The sequence below is a fragment of the Methylobacterium terricola genome (assembly GCF_006151805.1).
Lineage (GTDB): Bacteria > Pseudomonadota > Alphaproteobacteria > Rhizobiales > Beijerinckiaceae > Methylobacterium > Methylobacterium terricola.
This window is the reverse complement of the sequence record NZ_VDDA01000008.1, coordinates 123,883-143,451: the sequence shown is the minus strand read 5'-3', so window position 1 is coordinate 143,451 and position 19,569 is coordinate 123,883. Positions and strand designations below refer to the sequence as shown.

General features: G+C 73.0%; 14 protein-coding genes. 9 read left to right on the top strand and 5 right to left on the bottom strand.

What is annotated here, in order from left to right; genetic code table 11:
- Positions 1-138 precede the first annotated feature (138 nt).
- Positions 139-1,269, top strand: coding sequence for a lytic transglycosylase domain-containing protein (locus tag FF100_RS18685; RefSeq protein ID WP_139037188.1), 1,131 nt, complete (start codon positions 139-141; stop codon positions 1,267-1,269).
- Between the two features lie 150 nt (positions 1,270-1,419).
- Here the strand turns inward: FF100_RS18685 and FF100_RS18680 are convergent, their stop codons facing one another.
- A complete protein-coding gene (locus FF100_RS18680; RefSeq protein ID WP_139037187.1) occupies positions 1,420-2,253 on the bottom strand; it encodes a beta-keto acid cleavage family enzyme in 834 nt (277 codons plus the stop codon).
- Between the two features lie 112 nt (positions 2,254-2,365).
- On the bottom strand, positions 2,366-3,211 hold the full coding sequence (locus FF100_RS18675) for a thioredoxin domain-containing protein (protein WP_246102156.1): 846 nt from the start codon (positions 3,209-3,211) through the stop codon (positions 2,366-2,368).
- Between the two features lie 112 nt (positions 3,212-3,323).
- Between FF100_RS18675 and FF100_RS18670 the strand changes: the two genes are divergently transcribed.
- From FF100_RS18670 to FF100_RS18640, 7 genes are all read left to right on the top strand, one after another.
- Positions 3,324-3,935 (top strand): pyridoxamine 5'-phosphate oxidase family protein, encoded by a 612-nt coding sequence (locus FF100_RS18670; RefSeq protein ID WP_139037186.1) that lies wholly within the window; start codon positions 3,324-3,326, stop codon positions 3,933-3,935.
- A 138-nt stretch (positions 3,936-4,073) separates the two neighbouring features.
- On the top strand, positions 4,074-4,445 hold the full coding sequence (locus FF100_RS18665; RefSeq protein WP_139037185.1) for a response regulator: 372 nt from the start codon (positions 4,074-4,076) through the stop codon (positions 4,443-4,445).
- Between the two features lie 165 nt (positions 4,446-4,610).
- Positions 4,611-5,354 (top strand): YoaK family protein, encoded by a 744-nt coding sequence (locus FF100_RS18660; protein WP_139037184.1) that lies wholly within the window; start codon positions 4,611-4,613, stop codon positions 5,352-5,354.
- Positions 5,355-5,789: 435 nt separating this feature from the next.
- Positions 5,790-6,479 carry a response regulator transcription factor gene (locus FF100_RS18655; protein WP_139037183.1) on the top strand — a complete coding sequence of 230 codons (690 nt, stop codon included), beginning with the start codon at positions 5,790-5,792 and terminating at the stop codon, positions 6,477-6,479.
- A gap of 77 nt (positions 6,480-6,556) precedes the next feature.
- Positions 6,557-7,981 carry a sensor histidine kinase gene (locus tag FF100_RS18650; protein WP_246102170.1) on the top strand — a complete coding sequence of 475 codons (1,425 nt, stop codon included), beginning with the start codon at positions 6,557-6,559 and terminating at the stop codon, positions 7,979-7,981.
- Positions 7,978-10,908 (top strand): bifunctional [glutamine synthetase] adenylyltransferase/[glutamine synthetase]-adenylyl-L-tyrosine phosphorylase, encoded by a 2,931-nt coding sequence (locus FF100_RS18645; RefSeq protein WP_139037181.1) that lies wholly within the window; start codon positions 7,978-7,980, stop codon positions 10,906-10,908. The genes FF100_RS18650 and FF100_RS18645 overlap by 4 nt, the downstream gene beginning before the upstream one ends.
- A 612-nt stretch (positions 10,909-11,520) precedes the next feature.
- Positions 11,521-13,110, top strand: a complete 1,590-nt coding sequence (locus tag FF100_RS18640; protein ID WP_139037286.1) for a methyl-accepting chemotaxis protein — start codon at positions 11,521-11,523, stop codon at positions 13,108-13,110.
- Between the two features lie 243 nt (positions 13,111-13,353).
- Here the strand turns inward: FF100_RS18640 and FF100_RS18635 are convergent, their stop codons facing one another.
- On the bottom strand, positions 13,354-15,696 hold the full coding sequence (locus tag FF100_RS18635) for a PAS domain-containing sensor histidine kinase (RefSeq protein ID WP_139037180.1): 2,343 nt from the start codon (positions 15,694-15,696) through the stop codon (positions 13,354-13,356).
- Between the two features lie 211 nt (positions 15,697-15,907).
- Positions 15,908-18,610: an aminopeptidase N gene (pepN, locus tag FF100_RS18630; RefSeq protein WP_139037179.1), complete on the bottom strand. Its 2,703-nt coding sequence runs from the start codon at positions 18,608-18,610 to the stop codon at positions 15,908-15,910.
- A gap of 169 nt (positions 18,611-18,779) precedes the next feature.
- On the opposite strand from pepN, the gene gloA reads away from it, so the two are divergent.
- Positions 18,780-19,220, top strand: a complete 441-nt coding sequence (gloA, locus tag FF100_RS18625; protein WP_139037178.1) for a lactoylglutathione lyase — start codon at positions 18,780-18,782, stop codon at positions 19,218-19,220.
- Between the two features lie 45 nt (positions 19,221-19,265).
- On the opposite strand, the gene FF100_RS37165 is transcribed toward gloA, so the two are convergent.
- Positions 19,266-19,436 carry a hypothetical protein gene (locus FF100_RS37165; RefSeq protein ID WP_171070243.1) on the bottom strand — a complete coding sequence of 57 codons (171 nt, stop codon included), beginning with the start codon at positions 19,434-19,436 and terminating at the stop codon, positions 19,266-19,268.
- Positions 19,437-19,569: the final 133 nt, after the last annotated feature.

Sequence of the window (19,569 nt, the reverse complement as noted above, 5' to 3'; positions counted from 1 at the left end):
TGACCGTTTTCCGGTTGAGTTAACGGCCAAGTTCGGCTGCCGAACGGCCAAGTCTCTTTCCCGCCGCATTTGAAACGGAGCAGGATGGGCCTTCCCGTCGGCGCGGCAGCGCACCGGCTCCCTCCAGCAGGTTGTTGCATGCGCAAGCGCCTCCTCATCGCCGTCGCCGTCGCGGCGCCGCTCCCGGCCTCGGCCCAGGTGAGCCCCGTTCGCGACAACATCGACGCGCTGATCGAGGCGCATGCCAAGGCCAACGGCGTCCCGGCCAGCTTCATCCACCGGGTGGTGAAGCGCGAGAGCGGCTACAATCCCCGCGCGGTCGGCCGCGGCGGCGCGATGGGCCTGATGCAGATCAAGCACGGCACCGCCCGGGCGCTCGGCTATAGCGGCCCGGCTGCCGGCCTGCTCGACGCCCGGATCAACCTGACCTACGGCGTCGCGTATCTCGCCGGTGCCTACAAGACCGCCCACGGCAACGAGGCCCAGGCCTACAGCTACTACGCCCGCGGCTACTACTACGCCGCCAAGCGGGCCGGTGTTCGGACCGATGTCGCCGAGCTGGAGGCGCCGCCGGTGCGGGAGGCCCCCGCCAACCCGCTCGGCAAGTTCTTCACCAACGTCTTCGGCGGCCGGCCGGCCGCCGCGACCGCCACCGCCTCCGCCGATCCGTCGGTGGCCGCCCTCGCGGGTGCCTACGCCCAGCAGGCCGCCGCCCAGCCCTACGCCCTGCCCACCCCGGCCGCCCCGCAGCCGGTCACGGCGGCCCAGGCGCCCGCCCAGGCGGCTCCGGCCCAGATGGCCTCCGCCCAGATCGCCGCTGCCCAGGCGGCTCCGGCCCAGGCGGCTCCGGCCCAGATCGCCGCCGCCGAGCCGACGGTCACCGTCCCGCTGCCGCCGGTCCGCCCCGCTTCCCTGGCCTTCCACGCCGCCCCGACGCCCGCCGCCGGTCCGGCGCTCGCCTATGCCGACAACTCCGCCGCCGCCGGCCTGCCGTTCCCGACCGCCGGCCAGACGGTCAGCCTCGCGGCGACGCCCGCCGCCCCGGTCCCGCCGACGGCCGCGCCCGTTCCGCCCGCCGCCACGACCACGGTCGCCGCCCTGACGCCCGCCGCTGCCGCCCCGGTCGAGGCCGAGACCGGCCCCAAGATGCCGATGCCGCCGCGGCGCCCGGTCGAGTTCCGGCACTTCGTCGTGCGGAAACCCGCCCCGGCGGTGCCGCAGACCGCCGCGGCGACCCCCGAGCCAGCGGCGGCCGCGGTCAGCCAGTAGGATCTGCTCGGGTCCATCCCGACCGGCGGAGAGACCGGCGAACCACGTTTCCGCGGCCCGCCATCGCCCCGGGGCCGCGCAGCGGAGCCCGGGATGACGCCAGGAGTCAGGCTTCGGAGTCAGGCTTCCCGGCCGGCAGGCCTCGCCGCCTCATTCCTCCCCGACGAACAGCGATCGCGCCTGCGCCGGCGTCGCCACCCCGATCCCGATCGACCGGGCAAGGGCGGCAAGGCTCGCGACCTGGGCGGCGTTGCCGGGCGCCAGGCTCCCGTCCGGCCGCCACAGGTTGTTCTCGAACCCGACCCGGGCATGGCCGCCGAGCGCCGCCGCGGTGACGAGGCAGGCCGCCTCCCGGGCCCCGAAGGCGCAGAGCGCCCAGGGCAGGTCGAGATGGTGCTCGGAATTCCAGGCGGTCAGGAACGGCAGCAGGTCGGCCGGGTCCGAGCGCTGGCCGACGGCGTAGCGGCCGAGCACGAACAGCACGCTCGCCCGCTCGAGCGGGATCAGCCCCCGCGCCACCAGGCCCTGGAAGCGCGTGACGTCGCCGGCATCGTAGAGGATGTGCTGCACTAGCACCCCGGCCCGGGCCTGCTCGGCGAGGAAGGCGCCGGCGGCGGCCTCGTCCTCCGGCTCGGCGAACAGCTCGCGCAGGGCCACCGAGAACGCCTCGGGCTTCAACGCCCGCATCGCCGCCATCTGCTCGGCCGGGGCGTAGAGGCCGACCGCCTCGGTGGTGACCTGGCAGATCATCTCCGGCCCGGCCTCCCGCCGCACGGCGGCCAAAGCCGCCCGGTAGCGGTCGAGGTCGAGGGTGTGGCGGGCTTCCGCATCGCGCACGTGGAGATGGATCATCGCGGCTCCGGCCTCGCGGCAGCGGGCGGCCTCCAGGCCGATCTCCCGCGGGTCGATCGGCAGGGCGGGGTGATCGGCCTTGGTGCGGCGGGCGCCGTTCGGCGCCACCGTGATGACGAGGGGAAGGGCCATCTTGTCTCGGTTCCGTTCGGCGAGCGCCGGGACGACGACGCGGCACTGTGCACCGCCTTCGTCCCGCCGCCCAAGGGCAGAGAGGGGTGATCGTGGGTGGCCATCGCCGCGGTCACGCCGGCCGCGAGCGCCGGTGCAGCCACAGCACCAGCCCGGCGATGGCCAGCACCGTGGCGAGGCCCGACGCCGTCAGGATCCGGCGGATCAGCGGGGTGTAGATTCCGGTCTGCGGGTCGTAGCCGTAGCAGAGCAGCAGCAGCCGGTCCGAGAGCGCCCCGACCCGCCCCTCGCCGGCCTCGACCAGGGCGAGGCGCAGGTCGCGGGCGGTCATCGCGAGGGGCGACAGGGCGCGGGCGACCCGCCCGTCGCCGGTGAGCACGAGGGCTCCGGCCGGGTGGGCATAGGACTCGGTGTCCCGGTCGTAGGCGTAGGCGTAGCCGACCGCCCGCGTCACGGCCTCGACCGTCCCCGGCGCCCCGGTGAGAACCGTGGCGCTGTCGAGCAGCGGCCCGGGCCCGAGCTGCCCGGCCACCATCGTGCGGGCGGTGCCGGCATCGGCGCGCGGGTTGATGCCGAGGGTCACCAGCCGGTAATCGGTCCCCGGCGTCAGGCCGGTCGCGGCGAGCGCCGTGCCGGCGACCGCGAGCATCGGGTCGCAGACGTTGCGGCAGGCATAGTCGAGGGGCATCAGCAGGGCGGGCCGCCCGTCGAGGGCCTGGCCGAGGCTCAGGCGGCGGCCGGCCGTATCGGTGAAGGCGGCCTCGAGGGGCGCCCGGGCGCCGGGCGGCGGCGCGAGCCCGACGCCCGAGAGGTCCCTCGGCGTCAGCCCCGCCGCGGCCGGCCCGGCGAGACCGAGGAGGACGGCCCCCGCGACGACCGACGGCCGGGCCGCCGGGCCGAGGCGGCGAGCGGGCCGGATCCGCGGGACGCCGGAAGACGGATTGCCTCGAGAGATCATCGCTTGCTTCAAACGCACTGAGCCCGCACCCTGACACGAGATAGGGCGCGGAATCGGGCGGCCGCCGGCGCCGGGCACGCGACGGACAACGGGCCGCAGCGAAGGGGGTCGGATGGACGAGATTCGCGACGCGGCCGATCTGCGCGACCATATGGGCCCGGTCAGCCGTCTGGCCGAGGGCAAGGTGCTGGCACGGCTCGACGCGCATGCCCGCGCCTTCATCGCGCTCTCGCCGTTCCTGGTCGCCGCCACCGCCGATGCCGAGGGCCGGGCCGATGCGAGCCCGCGGGGCGACGCGCCGGGCTTCGTCCAGGTTCTCGACGAGGCCACCCTGCTGATCCCGGACCGGCGCGGCAACAACCGGGCCGACAGTTTCGGCAACCTCCTCGCCGCGCCGGGCATCGGCCTGATCTTCCTGGTGCCGGGCATCACCGAGACCCTTCGGGTCAACGGCACCGCCCGCATCAGCACCGATCCGGCCCTGCTCGCGCCCCTCGTCGCGCAGGGCAAGGTGCCGACGACCGGGCTCCTCGTCACGGTGCGCGAGGCGTTCTTCCATTGCGGCAAGGCGGTGATGCGCTCGCGGCTGTGGGACCCGGCGGCGCAGGTGCCGCGCGACACGTTCCCGAGCCTCGGCCGGGTGCTCGCCGAGCAGACCGGCGCGCTGGCCGTCGCGGAAGCCGAGCAGCTGATGGACGAATCCTACCGGACCCGGCTCTATTGAGGCGTCTCGCTTCCTGATTGTCCCCGCCGTTCTGCGGTCCGGAGGTTGCACGCGCGACGCGGGCGGCTCCATCGTGCTATCGTGCCCCGGCGACGGCGCCCGTGCGGAGGCGGCGCCGGAGGTGGCGAGGATCGCGCGATGACAGGACAGGAGACGCCCGACCCGCTTCGGGTTCTCGTGGTCGAGGACGAGTACTTCATCGCCGACGACATTTCCCGCGCCCTGGTCCGGCACGGCGCCGAGGTGGTCGGCCCGGTGCCGACGGTCGAGGAGGCGCGCCGGCTCCTGGTGGCGCACCCGCTCGACCTCGCGGTTCTGGACATCAACCTGCGCGGCGAGCTCGTCTATCCGCTCGTCGCCGAGCTCGACCGGCGCGGCGTGCCGGTGGTCTTCGCCACCGGCTACGACACCGCCGCGATCCCGTCCGATTACGGCGCGATCCCCGCCTGGTCGAAGCCCTTCGACTACGAGGTCCTGGCCGGCCTGCTGCCCGGCCTGCGCCGTCCGTGATCCCGCTCGCCGCCTGAGCGAAGCCGGTTTCCGCCTCGCGACGGCCATCGCCGGGCGATCGACCGGAGCGCGCATGATGCGGCGCAGCGGAACCGTCACGCTCTCTCCCGGTTCTGCCTTACGAGCCGCATCTGCCCTGAGGGCAGCACAGGAGTGAGAGACCGCATGGCAGCAGAGAAGGAAACCAAGGCCTTTCCGGCCGCCGCGAGCACGCGGGTTCCGTTCGCGCTGGCCTTGTCGGCCCTGGCCGGCTGCGCGGACGCGATCGGGTTCCTCGAATTCTCGCAGCTGTTCATGTCGTTCATGAGCGGCAACACCACCCGCCTCGGTGCGGCGGTGAGCCTCGGCGAGTGGGGCAACGTCACCCGGGTCGGCAGCACCATCGCGCTGTTCTGCTTCGGGGCGTTCCTCGGCACCCTGATCGCCGCCGCCGTCGGCTACTGGCGGCTCGCGGTGCTGCTCGGCCTGCAGGCGCTCCTTCTCTGCGTCGGCCTGGTGATGCCGCGCGGCCCGTTCGAGTTTCCGCTCCATGCCTACCCGATCGTCCTGGCGCTCGGCATGCAGAACGCCGTCCTCCAGGACGAGGAAGGCCGCAGCCTGGCGCTCACCTACGTCACCGGCGCGGTGGTGCGCTTCGGCACCGGGCTGGCCAACCTGCTGCTCGGCCATCCCTCGCCGTCGTTCTGGATCCAGGCGCCGCTCTGGGCCGCCCTGACGCTCGGGGCGATCGTCGGCGGCTTGCTGCACGGCGCCTTCGGCGAGCGCGCCTTCCTGGTGCCGGCGGTGGTCGCGGCGATCCTAGCGGTGACCGCCCTGGTGATGACCCTGGTCCACGGCGACGGGCCGCTGGTCTCCGGCACCAAGTCGCCGGCCCCGGACGCCGCCGCCACGGCGCCGCCGGTGGTGTAGCGGCCACGGCCCGGAGCGGGTCCGCCCGCTCCGGCAAAGATTACGCCGAGTTCATCGGGCGGAGACGACGGCGTAAGCCAGGACCCGTCATAACGGCATAGTCGCCGGACGCGACGCCGCCCTCACACCCCCCGGGGCGGCGCCGCGCCACAGGCCCCGAGGGCCGCGGCGCCGGGTCATCATCGTCGCCCCCCAGACGACCCGGTGCTCCGCGCCACGGCAGGTCGAGTCCCCCCGGGCTCGGCCTGCCGACTCCCGGCGGCGATGCCCGGCGTGCCGCGATTCCCCTCCCAATCCGCGGCACGCCGGGCGGGGCCGACCCCCGAGGCGCCAGGATCCCGGTTGGACACGTCCCGGTCGAGACGTCCCGGTCGGAGACGAAGCCCGGCGTCGGAGATCTCCCGAGCGCCGAGGATCTGCCCTAGAATGCCCGACATGCGCCTCCTGATCATCGAGGACGACCGCGAGGCGTCCGCCTATCTCTCCAAGGCCTTTCGCGAGGCCGGCCACGTCGCCGACACCGCCGATGACGGGCTCGACGGCTACGCGCTCGCCCGCGAGGGCGCCTACGACGTCCTCGTCGTCGACCGGATGCTGCCCAAGCTCGACGGCCTGTCGCTGATCCGGTCGTTGCGCGAGCAGGGCGTCGAGACGCCGGTCCTGATCCTCTCGGCGCTCGGCCAGGTCGACGACCGGGTCAAGGGCCTGAAGGCCGGCGGCGACGATTACCTGCCGAAGCCCTACGCCTTCTCCGAGCTGATGGCCCGGATCGAGGTGCTGGCCCGCCGCCGCGGCGGCGGGGGCGGGGCCGAGACGACGAGCTACCGCGTCGGCGACCTCGAGCTCGACCGGCTGTCGCACCGGGTCAGCCGGGCCGGCCAGGAGATCCCGCTCCAGCCGCGGGAGTTCCGCCTGCTCGAATACCTGATGCGCCATGCCGGCCAGGTCGTCACCCGCACGATGCTGCTCGAGCATGTCTGGGACTACCATTTCGACCCGCAGACCAACGTCATCGACGTCCACGTCTCGCGCCTGCGCGCCAAGGTCGACAAGGGCTTCGAGCGCCCGATGATCCACACCGTGCGGGGCGCCGGCTACATGGTCCGCGCCGGCGGCGAGGCGTGAGCGCGCCGCACGCCACCACCGGGCCGGCGGCGGCGGAGCCCGCCGGCTTCGCGCCCGCGACCGTCACGCCCGACGGCCTGCTGGCGCGCCTCGGCGCCCTGTTCCGCACCACCGCGTTCAAGCTGTCGCTCGCCTATCTCCTGGTCTTCGCCGCCTTCGCATTCTTCGCGCTCGGCTACGTCGCCTGGAACGCCCGGCGCGTCCTCGACGACCAGATCGTCTCGACCATCGAGGCCGAGATCAACGGCCTGTCCGACCAGTACGCCTCCGGCGGCATCCGCCGCCTCGTCAGCGTGGTCGAGCGCCGCTCGCGCGAGCCCGGCGCCTCGCTCTACCTCGTCACCACCCCGGCCGGCGAGCACGTCGTCGGCAACGTCGAGTCGCTGCCCGCCGGCACCCTCGCCGAGCCCGGCCAGACCGAGACCGCCTATAGCCGCGTCGGCGACGGCGACCGCCTCGACCACCGGGCGATCGTCCGCATCTTCACCCTGCCGGGGGGCTTCCGCCTGCTGGTGGGCCGCGACGTCGAGGAGCGCGACCGCCTGCGGGCGGTGATCGGCCGCGCCTTCGCCTGGTCGCTGATGCTGGTGGTGGGCCTCGGGTTCCTCGGCAGCTGGTTCATCGCCCAGCGCGTGCTCAAGCGTGTCGACCACATGACCGAGATCACCCGCGGCATCATGGCGGGCGACCTCGACGGGCGGCTGACGCTCGCCGGCACCGGCGACGAGCTGGACCGGCTGGCCAGCAACCTCAACGCGATGCTCGACCGCATCGGCGAGCTGATGCGCGGCATGCGCGAGGTCTCCGACAACATCGCCCACGACCTCAAGACCCCGCTCACCCGCCTGCGCAACAAGGCCGACGCGGCGCTCCGCGAGGGGCGCGACCCCGATGCCCTGCGGGCGGCGCTCGAGGCCAATATCGAGGAGAGCGACAACCTCATCCGGGTGTTCAACGCCCTGCTGATGATCGCCCGCCTGGAGGCCGGCAACGCGCGCGAGGGATTGGCGGAATTCGACGCCGGGGCGGTCGCCCTCGAGGTCGCGGAGCTGTACGAAGCGGTGGCGGAGGAGCGCGGGATCGCCGTGACGGCCGAGGTCGAGGACGGCCTGGTGCTGCACGGCAGCCGCGAGCTGATCGGACAGGCGATGGCGAACCTGATCGACAACGCCCTGAAATACGGGGCGGGCGCGACCGAGCCGGTGGTCAGCGTCGCCGCCCGGCGCGAGGACGGCGAGATCGTGCTGTCGGTCGCCGATCGCGGCGAGGGCGTACCGGAGGCGGAGCGCGGCCGGGTGCTGGAGCGGTTCGTGCGGCTGGAGACCGCCCGCACGCGGCCGGGCTTCGGCTTGGGGCTCAGCCTCGTCAATGCCGTCGCCCGCCTGCACCAGGGCCGCTTCCTCCTGGAGGACCATGCCCCCGGCCTGCGCGCGACCCTGCGGCTGCCGGCGATCCGGGAGCCGGCCGCGAAGGAGACCCCGGGAGGGGAGATGTCGGCATGACCGGATCGTTGGCCGCGCGCCTGACCCGGGCGCCCCGCCTGGCCGAGCCGGAGCGGGCGAAAGCCCGCCTCGACGAGCTCCTCGCCGCGAGCCCCGATCTGGCCCCGCGGCTGGAGCCCGCCCGCGATCTCCTCCTCGGCCTCGCCGATCACTCGCCGTTCCTGTGGGGGCTCGCCGCCCGCGATCCCGCCCGGCTCGCCGGCCTGCTGGAACGCCCCCCGGAGGAGGCGAACGCCGCGATCCTCGCCGATCAGCGGGGAGCGGGGCTTGCTGGCCCTGCGGGGCTTGCTGGCCCTGCGGGGCTTGCCGGCGGCGACGTCGCCGGGCGGCTTCGCCGCAACCGCGCCGCCCATGCGCTCCTGGTGGCGCTCGCCGATATCGGCGGCGTCTGGCCGCTGGAGCAGGTGACGGCGGCGCTCTCCGATTTCGCCGACGCATCGGTGAGCGCGGCCGTCGACGCGGCCCTCGTCCAGGCCGCCGGCACCGGCCGCTTCCGCCCCGCCGATCCGGCGCGGCCCCAGGACGGATCCGGCCTCATCGTGCTCGGGATGGGCAAGCTCGGGGCCGGCGAGCTCAACTATTCGAGCGACGTCGACCTGATCGTGCTGTTCGATCCCGACGCCGCGCCCCTGCGCGAGGGCGTCGAGGCGACGCCGTTCTTCAGCCGGATCGCGCAAGCCGTCGCCAAGCTGCTGCAGGAGCGCACCGCCGACGGCTACGTCCACCGGGTCGATTACCGCCTGCGGCCCGATCCCGGCTCGACCCCGACCGCCCTGTCGCTGCCCTCCGCCTACACCTACTACGAGACGGTCGGGCAGAACTGGGAGCGCGCCGCCTTCATCAAGGCGCGGCCGGTCGCCGGCGACCTCGCGCTGGCGGACACGTTCCTGGCCGAGCTGCGGCCGTTCATCTGGCGCAAGTACTTCGATTTCGCCTCGATCGCCGACGTCCATGCGATGAAGCGGCAGATCCACGCGGTGCGCGGCCACGGCGCCATCGCGGTGGCCGGCCACGACATCAAGCTCGGGCGCGGCGGCATCCGCGAGGTCGAGTTCTTCGTCCAGACCCAGCAGCTCGTCTTCGGCGGCCGGCGCCCCTCCTTGCGCGGCCGGCGCACCCTGGAGATGCTGGCTGTCCTGCACGACGAGGGCTGGATCACGCCGCAGGCCCGCGACGAGCTCTCCGACGCCTACCGCTTCCTGCGCACCGTCGAGCACCGGCTGCAGATGGTGGCCGACGAGCAGACCCAGCGCCTGCCCGACGAGGCGGGAAAGCTGGCGCGCTTCGCTCGCTTCCTCGGCTATCCGGACGAGGCCGCCTTCGGCGCGGCGCTGACCGCCGAGGCGCGGCGGGTCCAGGGCCATTACGCGCTCCTCTTCGAGGCCGAGCCGGACCTCGCGGCGGAGGTCGGCGACCTCGTCTTCACCGGCGTCGAGGACGACCCCGCGACGCTCGCGACCCTGAGCCGCCTCGGCTTCCGCGAGCCCAAGCAGGCGACCGAGACGGTGCGGGGCTGGCATTTCGGCCGCCGCCCGGCGGTGACGAGCCCGCGCGCCCGCGAGGTGCTGACCGAGCTGGTGCCGGCGCTGATCCAGGCGCTCGCCGGCACCGCCGATCCGGACGGGGCCCTCGCCGCCCTCGACCGCGCCTTCGGGCGGATGCCGGCGGCGGTCGAGCTCCTGACCATCCTGCGCTCGCACGAGCGGCTGCGGCTGCTCTTCGCCGATCTCCTCGGCACCGTGCCGCGGCTCGCCGACACGGTCGGGTTCAGCCCGCACGTCCTCGACGCGGTGATCGACCCCGCCTTCGTGGCGCCGGTGACCGAGGCCGAAGCCCTGGCCGTCCAGTTCCGCCAGGGCCTCGGCCAGCCCCGCGACCTCGAGGATTTTCTCGATCGCAGCCGCGACGCCGCCCGGCAGTTGCGCTTCGTCAACGGGGCCCGGCTCCTCTCCGGCATCCTGCCGCCCGCGGGCGCCGGCCGGGCCTATGCGGGCATCGCCGAGGCCGCCATCGCGGCAACGCTCCAGGCGGTCGAGGCCGCCTTCGCCGAGGAGCACGGCCGGGTGCCGGCCGGCCGGTTCGCCGTTCTGGGCCTCGGGCGCCTCGGCTCGCGCCAGCTCACCGCCGATTCCGACCTCGACCTCGTGGTCCTGTACGATTTCGACCAGGACAATCGCGAGAGCGACGGACGCCGCCGCCTCGATGCGGCGGTCTACTACAACCGCCTGACCCAGCGCCTCGTCGGCGCGCTCACCGTGCCGACGCGGCGCGGCCGGCTCTACGAGGTGGACCTGCGCCTGCGCCCGAGCGGCGGCCAGGGGCCGATCGCCAATCAGTGGCACCGCTTCGCCGCCTATTGGCGCGAGGAGGCCGCCCTGTGGGAGCACATGGCGCTCACCCGGGCCCGGGCCATCGCGGGCGACGCGAGCCTGAGGCAGGAGGCCGACGCGACCGCCGCGGCGGTCCTGCGCCAGCCGCGCGACGCGAGCGCCGTCGCTCGCGAGGTGCGGGCGATGCGGGCGCTCGTCGCGCGCGAGAAGGGCGACCACGGCCCCCTCGACCTCAAGCTCGCCCCGGGCGGGCTCCTCGACCTCGACTTCCTGGGCCAAGCCCTGGTCCTGTCTCATGCCGGCACCCATGCCGACCTCGTCGGGTGCGACGCCCCCGACGTGCTGGAGCGCGCCGGCGCCCACGGCCTTGTCGACGGGGCCCAGGCCGGACGCCTCGTCACCGCCTACCGGCTCCTCGACGACGCCCATCACTGGCAGCGCCTCATGGTCGAGGGCGATTTCGGCCGTACCGCCCCCCCGGCCGCCCGCGCCCGCCTCGCCGCCGCCCTTGGCCAGCCCGACGAGGCGGCGCTGGCGGCACAGCTCGCCGAGACCCGGGCCGGGGTGCGGGAGGCCTTCGAGACGATCCTGGGCTGAGCCCGCTCCGGCGGGAGGGGGCCTTGCGCGCAGCCGATCTCCCCCCGACCGGCATCGGCAAGATGCGGGATCCCTTTCGGGACAGCCTGGCGAGTGGGGGCGGGAGAAGCCGGCCGTCCTGGCTCGCACGGATCGCGCGCATCGCGAACGAGCCGGTGGATGCGTGCGGCCGCGTCTTCGGCGAGGCCGCCCGGAACCGTTGCTGATCATGGAACATCCGGCGCGGCCGGGCATTGACGTGGCGGCACGGGCGTATCGCAGCGGCGGGCCGCACGCCGCGCCGTGCGCGTGGCTGATCGTTCCCGGTCGCTATACGACGGTTGATCGCCAGTGACCCAGCGATTTCAATGCCCGTCGCCACGGCTCAACCGAATAATGTGCTTCGTATAACGCCGCATCACCCCGGCGACCTCTCGGTGAGATGCACGGTTTTATCGCCTTCCTTGGTGCGATTTACGGTGCATTAAAAATTCTCTTGCTTTCTGGCGCGAGCAGCCTCCTCAAGGGACCTGGCCGGTGCTCGCCAATCTCAAGATCCTTCACAAGCTCACCGCCGCGATCGCGCTGATCGCCGCCATCGTCGGCGGCTGCGTCTGGTACGCCCAGGGGCGCATGAGTGCGATCGACGACGCCTACAGCCGGTTCATCGTCCGCGAGGCCCGGGTGCCGGCGATGGCGCGGCGCCTCAACCGCATCACGTATACGCTGAACTACGCCGTGTTCCGGATCATCGCGGAGAGCGAGCCGGAGATGATGCGCCGCACGAATGCCGCCTTCGACGAGGCGCGTCGCGACCTGCCGGTCACCCTCGCCGACATGCGCACCAACGCGCCGACGTTCCTCGCGCGGATCGACACCCTCGCGGCCGGCCTCGACGGGCTGACGGCGAAGCTCGACGCCGTGCGCAAGCTGGCCGTGGCGGAGAAGAACGCGGACGCCCTCCAGCTGTTTCGCCGCACGGTCGACCCGATCCTGCCCGAGTTGCTGCGGGAATCGAACCAGATCGCCGTCGATATCGAGGCTTACGTCGCCACGAGCTCGGACGACCTGACCGACCAGACCAACGCCACCCGCCACCAGCTGCTCGCGCTGAGCGCCCTCGGCATGATCCTCGGGCTCCTCGCGGTCGGCCTCGTGACGGTTCTCGGCGTCACCCGGCCGATCGGCCGCTTGGTCAGCGTCCTTCAGCGCATGGCCCGGGGCGAGATCGAGGCGGAGATTCCCGAGGCGCGCCGCGGCGACGAGATCGGCGCCATCGGCCGCGCGGTCGATGCGATCAAGGCGATGGTGGCCCAGAAGGCGGCCGAGCAGGCCGAGATCAAGCGGATCGCCGACGCGGCGGCGGACGAGGAGCGCCGGCGCACCATGCTGGCGCTGGCCGACGGCTTCGAGCGGGCGGTGGGCGGCATCGTCGGCGGGGTCTCGGCCTCGGCCACCGAGCTGCAGGCGACCGCCGGGCAGATGACCGCGACGGCGACCGAGACGGCGGCCCAATCGGCCACGGTGGCGGCCGCGGCCGAGCAGGCGGCCTCGAATGTCGGCACCGTGGCGGCGGCGGCCGAGGAGCTCGGCGCCTCGGTCCAGGAGATCGGCCGACAGATCGACGGCTCGGCCCGCCTCGCCCAGGCGGCGGTGGCCGAGGCCGACCAGACCGGCGCCCGGGTGCGCGAGCTGAGCCGCATCGTCGGCACGATCGGCGACGTCGCCGGGCTGATCTCGTCGATCGCCAGCCAGACCAACCTTTTGGCGCTCAACGCCACGATCGAGGCGGCCCGGGCCGGCGCCGCCGGACGGGGCTTCGCGGTGGTGGCGGCCGAGGTCAAGGAACTCGCGGCCCAGACCGCGCGGGCGACCGAGGAGATCGGCCAGCAGATCGCGGCGGTGCAGGGCGCCACCGGCGAGACGGTCTCGGCGATCGCCGCGATCACGGCGCGGATCCGCGAGATCGATGCGGTGACGGTGGCGATCGCCGCGGCGGTCGAGGAGCAGGGCGTCGCCACCCAGGAGATCGTGCGCAACGTTTCCCAGGCCGCGACCGGCACCGGCGAGGTCACCGGCACCATCGTGGGCGTCGCCGGCGCCGCCGAGGAGACTGGCGCCGCCGCGACCCACGTCCTCGCCTCGGCGACCGAGCTGTCGCGCCAGTCCGAGCATCTCGGGGCGGAGGTGGCGCGGTTCCTGACGACGGTGCGGGCGGCGTAGGCCGCTTCCCTCGGCGCCTCTCCCGGACCAGCCCGTCCGGCGGAGGACGCGCCTTCCCAGGTCGGTCCCGGGACCGCGAAGGCGGAGCCCGGGATCCAGAAGCGCAGGTCGCTCAGACGGGCGCGGAACGCCGTCCGCCTCCCTCGGAACGACTCGCGCGTCCGGATTTCGGGGCTCCGCTGTCGCGGCTCCGGAATGACCGGGAGGAATGTCGGTTCGGGCGGGACGATCAACCGGAGGCTGTTACGCCTCGACCTCGGCCGCCACCTCCTGCGCCTGGGCCGCATCGTTCAGGCCCGGACGGGGCAGGCGGACCAGGACGATCGTGCCGGTGCCCTCTTCGGAGCGGATGCGCAGGCCGCCGCCATGCAGCTCGGCGAGCGAGCGGGCGATGGCGAGGCCGAGGCCCGAGCCCTTGTAGCTGCGGGCGAAATTGGTCTCGACCTGCTCGAACGGATAGCCGAGCTTCGGCAGAGCCGTCTTGGGGATGCCGATGCCGCTATCCTCGACGAAGATGTGCACCGCATCGATGGCGCGCCTCGTCCGCACCGCGACCCGACCGGCCTCGGGGGTGAACTTCACGGCGTTCTGCAGCAGGTTGACCAGGATCTGGTGCAGGGCGCGCTCGTCGGCCATCACCAGGGTGTCGGTGCTCATCTCGACGCTGACGGTGAGGCCCTTGGCCCGGGCCGGCTCGGCGATCAGCTTCAGGGCGCGCTCCAGCGCCTCGCTCACGGCCACCGGCTGCTTGGCGAGCTTCACCCGGCGGGCGTCGATCCGCGACATGTCGAGAATGTCGTCGATGACGGACAGCAGGTAATGCCCGCTCGAACGGATGTCGCGGCAATATTCGCGGTACTTCTCGGAGCCGAGCGCCCCGAACACCTCGCTCTCCATCACCTCGGCGAAGCCCAGGATGGCGTTGAGGGGGGTGCGCAGCTCGTGGCTCATATTGGCCAGGAACTCGGATTTGGAGCGGTTGGCGCTCTCGGCCTGGGCCTTCTGGTCGAGGTAGCGCTCGGCGAGATCCGCGAGCTGCTGGGTCTGGATCTCGAGGGTCCGGCGCGAGCGCTTGAGGTCCGCGATGGTGGCGATGAGCTGGCGTTCCGATTCCACGAGCCGCTCCTGGTGCCGCTTCAGGGCCGTGATGTCGGTGCCGACCGAGACGTAGCCGCCGTCCTTGGTGCGGCGCTCGCTGATCTGCAGCCAGCGCCCGTCGGCGAGCTCGGCCTCGAAGGTGCGGGCTCCCGCCTCCGGGAACTCGCCGGCGGGAATCTCGCGCCGCACGGTCGGCAGGGCGGCGCGTCCCATGATGGCGTCGTAGCGGCGGCCGGGCTGGGCCTCGTCGGAGGTCAGGGCGTGCAGGCGCCGGAACTTCGAGTTGCACAGGACCAGGCGGTTCTGCGCGTCCCACAGCACGAAGGCCTCGGACACCGCCTCGACGGCGTCGCGCAGGCGCATGTCGGCGGTGGCGGTCGATTCGGCGAGGCGGCGCTGCTCCGAGATGTCGATGACGATGCCGACGAGGTGGCGGCCATTGTCCTCCAGGTCCTGCACGATCTCGGCCCGGGCCTTGAGCCAGACCCACTCGCCGCCGGCGCCGCGGATGCGGAACTCGTGGTCGACGGTGGTGTCGCGGGCGGCGAGCTGGCGGGCGAGGCCGTAGAGATCGGTATCGTCCGGGTGGACGAGGCCGTTCACGTCGCCAAAGGAGAGAAATTCCTGCTCCCGGACGTAGCCGAGGAGCTGGTACATCGAATCCGACCAGTAGATCCGGCCGCGCGGGATGTCCCAGTCCCACAGGCCGCAGCGGCCGCGGCCGAGCGCGGTGTCAAGGCGCTGGCGCACCTGCTCGCAGACCCGGTCGACGGCGCGCGCCCGGTCGGCCTGGAGCGCGTAGGCGAGCCCGGTGCAGACCACCACCAGCGTCACGGCGCCGACCAGCACCGCGGCGATGCGCGCCCGCCCGGCCCACAGGGCAGTGACCGAATCGAGGGTCTGGACCACCGCGACCTGCACGACCTGTCCCCCGCCCGGGACCGCCCGCACCGTCGCCAGGGCCCGCTCCCCGTTGCCGAGCACCACCGGGAGCACGCCGGCGCGCTCGCCCATGATGCCGAGCACCTGGACCTCGCCGACGAACTCGCTGAAGTTGCGGGGCAGGCCGGCCTGCTCCGGCAGGACCGCCAGGATCGCGTCGTCGGCGCCGACGAGCAGGAGGCTGCGGCCGGCCGGCAGGCCGCCGGGGGGCAGCAGGCGCACCAGCCGCTCGCGCAAGGAGGCCGCGCTCACCGGCTCCGAGCCGAACGAGCGGCCGAGGGAGGCCGGCAAGGTCCCGGCCATCAGCCGGGCCACCAGGTCGATGTCGCGACGGGCATCGGCGACCACCTCCTCGCGGTGGCCGGAGAGCTGCAGGGCCGTGACGGTACCGAGGCAGATCAGGAACGCCGCCAGCATCGCCGGAACGGCGAACCGGAGCCAGGATTCCGCATGGGCGAGGCGTTGGTGCGCGGCCTTCGAAACCCGGCTGATCCCGAGAATCGTCGCGGCACGCGCAGAGAAGGGGGCGGGATCCGCCTCCAGCATACCCAAACCCCCAACGGAACAGAAAATCAGATGCCGCGGAGGTTCCCGGCAGGCCCCCGAATCGAGCCTTAATCTGGCATTTCCACAAGCATTTTGTCCAGCGCCTCGCGCCGTGGAAATGAAGTGTTAACCAGTGATCCGAGTGGTGGACGATTCTGCACGCAGCGCGATTTCGCTTTCTGCGACAGGCGTTTGGGAAGAGGTTCGAGAATTATTCCACCGGCGCGAGCGAGCGCCCGGCGATGTCGCTGACGTCGGGGGAGAGGCCCGGCGCCGTGGCCACGCGGGAGAGGGCCTCCTCGGCCTTCCGGCGGCGTCCGCCCTCGACCATCCGCCAAGTATTGAAGGCAGTTAGCAGCCGCGCCGCGACTTGGGGATTTTTTCCGTCGAGGGCCAGGACCACCTCCGCGGTCAGGTCGTAGCCGGCCCCGTCCGGCCGGTGGAACTGTGTCGGATTGTTGAGGCTGAAACTCGCGACCAGCGAACGGACCCGGTTCGGGTTGCCGAGCGAGAAGGCGGGATGGCGCATCAGGCCGCGGACCCGGTCCAGGGTGCCGGCCTCGGGGATCATCGCCTGGAGGGCGAACCACTTGTCGAGCACCAGGGGCTCGTGGCGATAGGTCTCGGCGAAGCGGGCGAGCGCCGCCTCCCGGGCCGCGCCCGGCACCAGGCTCACGCTCGCGAGCGCCGCGAGCCGGTCGGTCATGGTCGTGGCCGCGTCGAGCTGGGTCAGCGCGAGGGCGGTGCCCTGCTCCGGATCGGCCGCCGCGACGAGGTCGAGGGCGGCGTTGCGCAGGGCGCGGCGGCCGGCGCTGGCCGCGTCCGGGCTGAAGGGCGCGCCGGGCGGCTCGGCCAGGGCGTCGCGCAACGCGAGCAGCCGGGGGCCGAGATCGCGGCCGAGCTGCCGCCGCAGGGTCTGGCGCGCCCGCCAGATCGCGTCCGGATCGACCTCGGCGGCGATCGTCTGCGCCACCTCCTGCTCGCCCGGCAGGGTCAGGACCAGGGCGGCGAAGGCCGGATCGGCGAGCGCCTCGGCGTCGAGGAAGGTCGCCAGCGCCGCCGTGAGCGCCGTCCCGTCCGGCCCTGCCTCGTCGGCGAGCGGGGCCCCGGCGCGGGCGCGGCCGGCCAGCACCTCCATGGCGAGGCTCTGGGCCGCCTGCCAGCGGTTGAAGGCGTCGGCATCGTGCGCCAGCAGGGTCAGGCGCTCGTCCCGGGTCAGGGCGTGCTCGACCTTCACCGGGGCCGAGAACCCCCGAAACAGCGACGGCACCGGCGCCGCCGCGACGCCGGTGAAGACGAGGCTGTCCTCTGCCGCCTCGAGGACGAACACGCCGTCGCGCACCCGCTCGCTCGCGCCCGCGACGTGTCCACCGCTGCCTCGTCCATCACCGCCTTGTCCACCACCGCCTTGGCCGCCGCCCTGGGCGACGAGGCCCAGGGCAACCGGGATCACCAGGGGCTCGCGGGCGGCCCCGGCGGTCGCCTCGGTCGCGACGCGCGGCAGGCCCTGGCGGAAGGCCAGGGTGTAGGTCTGCGCCGCCGGGTCGTGGGTGCCCGTCACCGATACGGTCGGCGTGCCGGCCTGGGCGTACCAGCGGGCAAAGGCGGTCAGGTCGCGCCCGCTCTCGGCCGCGAAGGCGGCAAGGAAGTCCTCGACCGTCGCGGCGGTGCCGTCGCAGGTGGCAAAGTAGCGGTCCATGCCGCGCCGGAAGGTCTCGGGGCCCAGCAGGGTGCGCAGCATCCGGACGATCTCGGCGCCCTTCTCGTAGACCGTCGCGGTGTAGAAGTTGTTGATCTCGCGATAGGCCTGCGGCCGGACCGGATGGGCCAGCGGCCCCGCATCCTCGGGGAACTGGCGGGCGCGGAGGGTGCGCACCTCGGCGATGCGGTGGACCGGGCGCGAGCGCTCGTCGGAGGAGAATTCCTGATCGCGGAAGACCGTCAGGCCTTCCTTGAGGCAGAGCTGGAACCAGTCGCGGCAGGTCACCCGGTTCCCGGACCAGTTGTGGAAGTACTCGTGGGCGATGATCGCCTCGATGTTGGCGTAGTCCGCGTCGGTTGCGGTGTCGGGGCTCGCCAGCACGTACTTGTCGTTGAAGATGTTGAGGCCCTTGTTCTCCATCGCGCCCATGTTGAAGTCGGAGACGGCGACGACGTTGAAGACGTCGAGGTCGTAGGCGCGGCCGAAGCTGCGCTCGTCCCAGGCCATCGAGCGGGCGACCGCGTCGAGGGCGAAACCGGCACGGTCCTCCTTGCCGGGCTCGACATAGACCGCGATCTCGACGTCCCGGCCCTCCATGGTGGTGAAGCGCGAGGCCACCCGGCCGAGATGGCCGCCGACGAGGGCGAACAGGTAGGCGGGCTTCGGGTGGGGATCGTGCCAGACCGCGTAGTGGCGGGTCAGGCCGGCTACCCCGTGCTCGACCGGGTTGCCGTTGCCGAGCAGCACCGGCGCCTCGCTCCGCTCGGCCTCGATCCGGGTGGTGTAGACCGCCATCACGTCCGGCCGGTCGAGGAAGTAGGTGATGCGCCGGAACCCGTCGGCCTCGCACTGGGTGCAGTAGACGCCGTTCGAGCGGTAGAGCCCCATGAGCTTGGTGTTGGCGCTCGGGTTCACCTGCGTGGCGATCTCGAGCACGAAGGGGCGCTGCGGCGGCTGGTGCAGGGTGAGGCTGCGGGGCGTGACCTCGATCGCGCCGGGGCCGGTCGGCTGGCCGTCCAGCGCGATCGCCAGCAGGGTCAGCTCGTCGCCGTCGAGGATCAGCGGCGCGCCGGGCTCGCCGGCGGGGTTCGGGCGGAGCGCCAGGGTCGCGGTGATCCGGGTCTCGGTCGGATGCAGGCGCACGTCGAGCGCGACGCGGTCGATCAGGTAGTCGCTCGGGCGGTAATCGGCGAGACGAACGATCGACGGCATGGCGGGGTCCTCGGCGGTCGCGCGGGCGGCGGGGCCTTCGAGCCTTTGCACCGTCGCCGGCCCCAGCGCAACGCGGGATCGGGGCTCCCCGCCGGTCGGGCCGCGCCCTAGCTACGACGCCGGATCCGGCGCCCGACACGCGCGCCCCGACACGCAAGGATGGAGTGCCATGGAATACCTGCACACGATGGTCCGCGTCGCCGATCTCGACCGGGCGCTCGACTTCTACTGCAACAAGTTCGGGCTCCAGGAGGTGCGCCGCACCGAGAGCGAGAAGGGCCGCTTCACCCTGGTGTTCCTGGCCGCCCCGGGCGACGCCGCGCGGGCCAAGGACACCAAGTCGCCGCTGCTCGAGCTGACCTACAACTGGGATCCGGAGGAGTATACCGGCGGGCGCAACTTCGGCCACCTGGCGTATCAGGTCGACGACATCTACGCGACCTGCCAGAAGCTGCAGGAGGCCGGCGTGACGATCAACCGCCCGCCGCGGGACGGCCACATGGCCTTCGTGCGCTCGCCGGACGGCATCTCGATCGAGATCCTGCAGAAGGGCGGGCCCAAGCCGCCGCAGGAGCCCTGGGCCTCGATGCAGAACACCGGCAGCTGGTAGCGACCGGCGGGCGGGCCCGATCCAGGCCCGCCCCTGTCATGATCGTTATGCCCCGGCCGCCGGCGTGATGCCGAGCTCGGCGAGCTTGGCGTGGATCGCCGTGACCGGGCGCTTGAGCTTCAGGCTCATCACCGAGGGCGGGATGCCCTCCTGCGCCATGGCCTTGAGCTGCTGCACGGTCTCCAGGGTCCAGCCCGCCTCGATGGTCTCGCTCATCCGGGTCGCCTCCTGTTCGTCGCGGCCGCGCCTCGCGGCGGCCTTGGACGTGTGCAGGTAGGGAGTATCTGTGGCCGGGCAACCCGGTCGTCGCGACGCGCGCCGGACGCACCCTGTGGAAGCACCCGCCTTG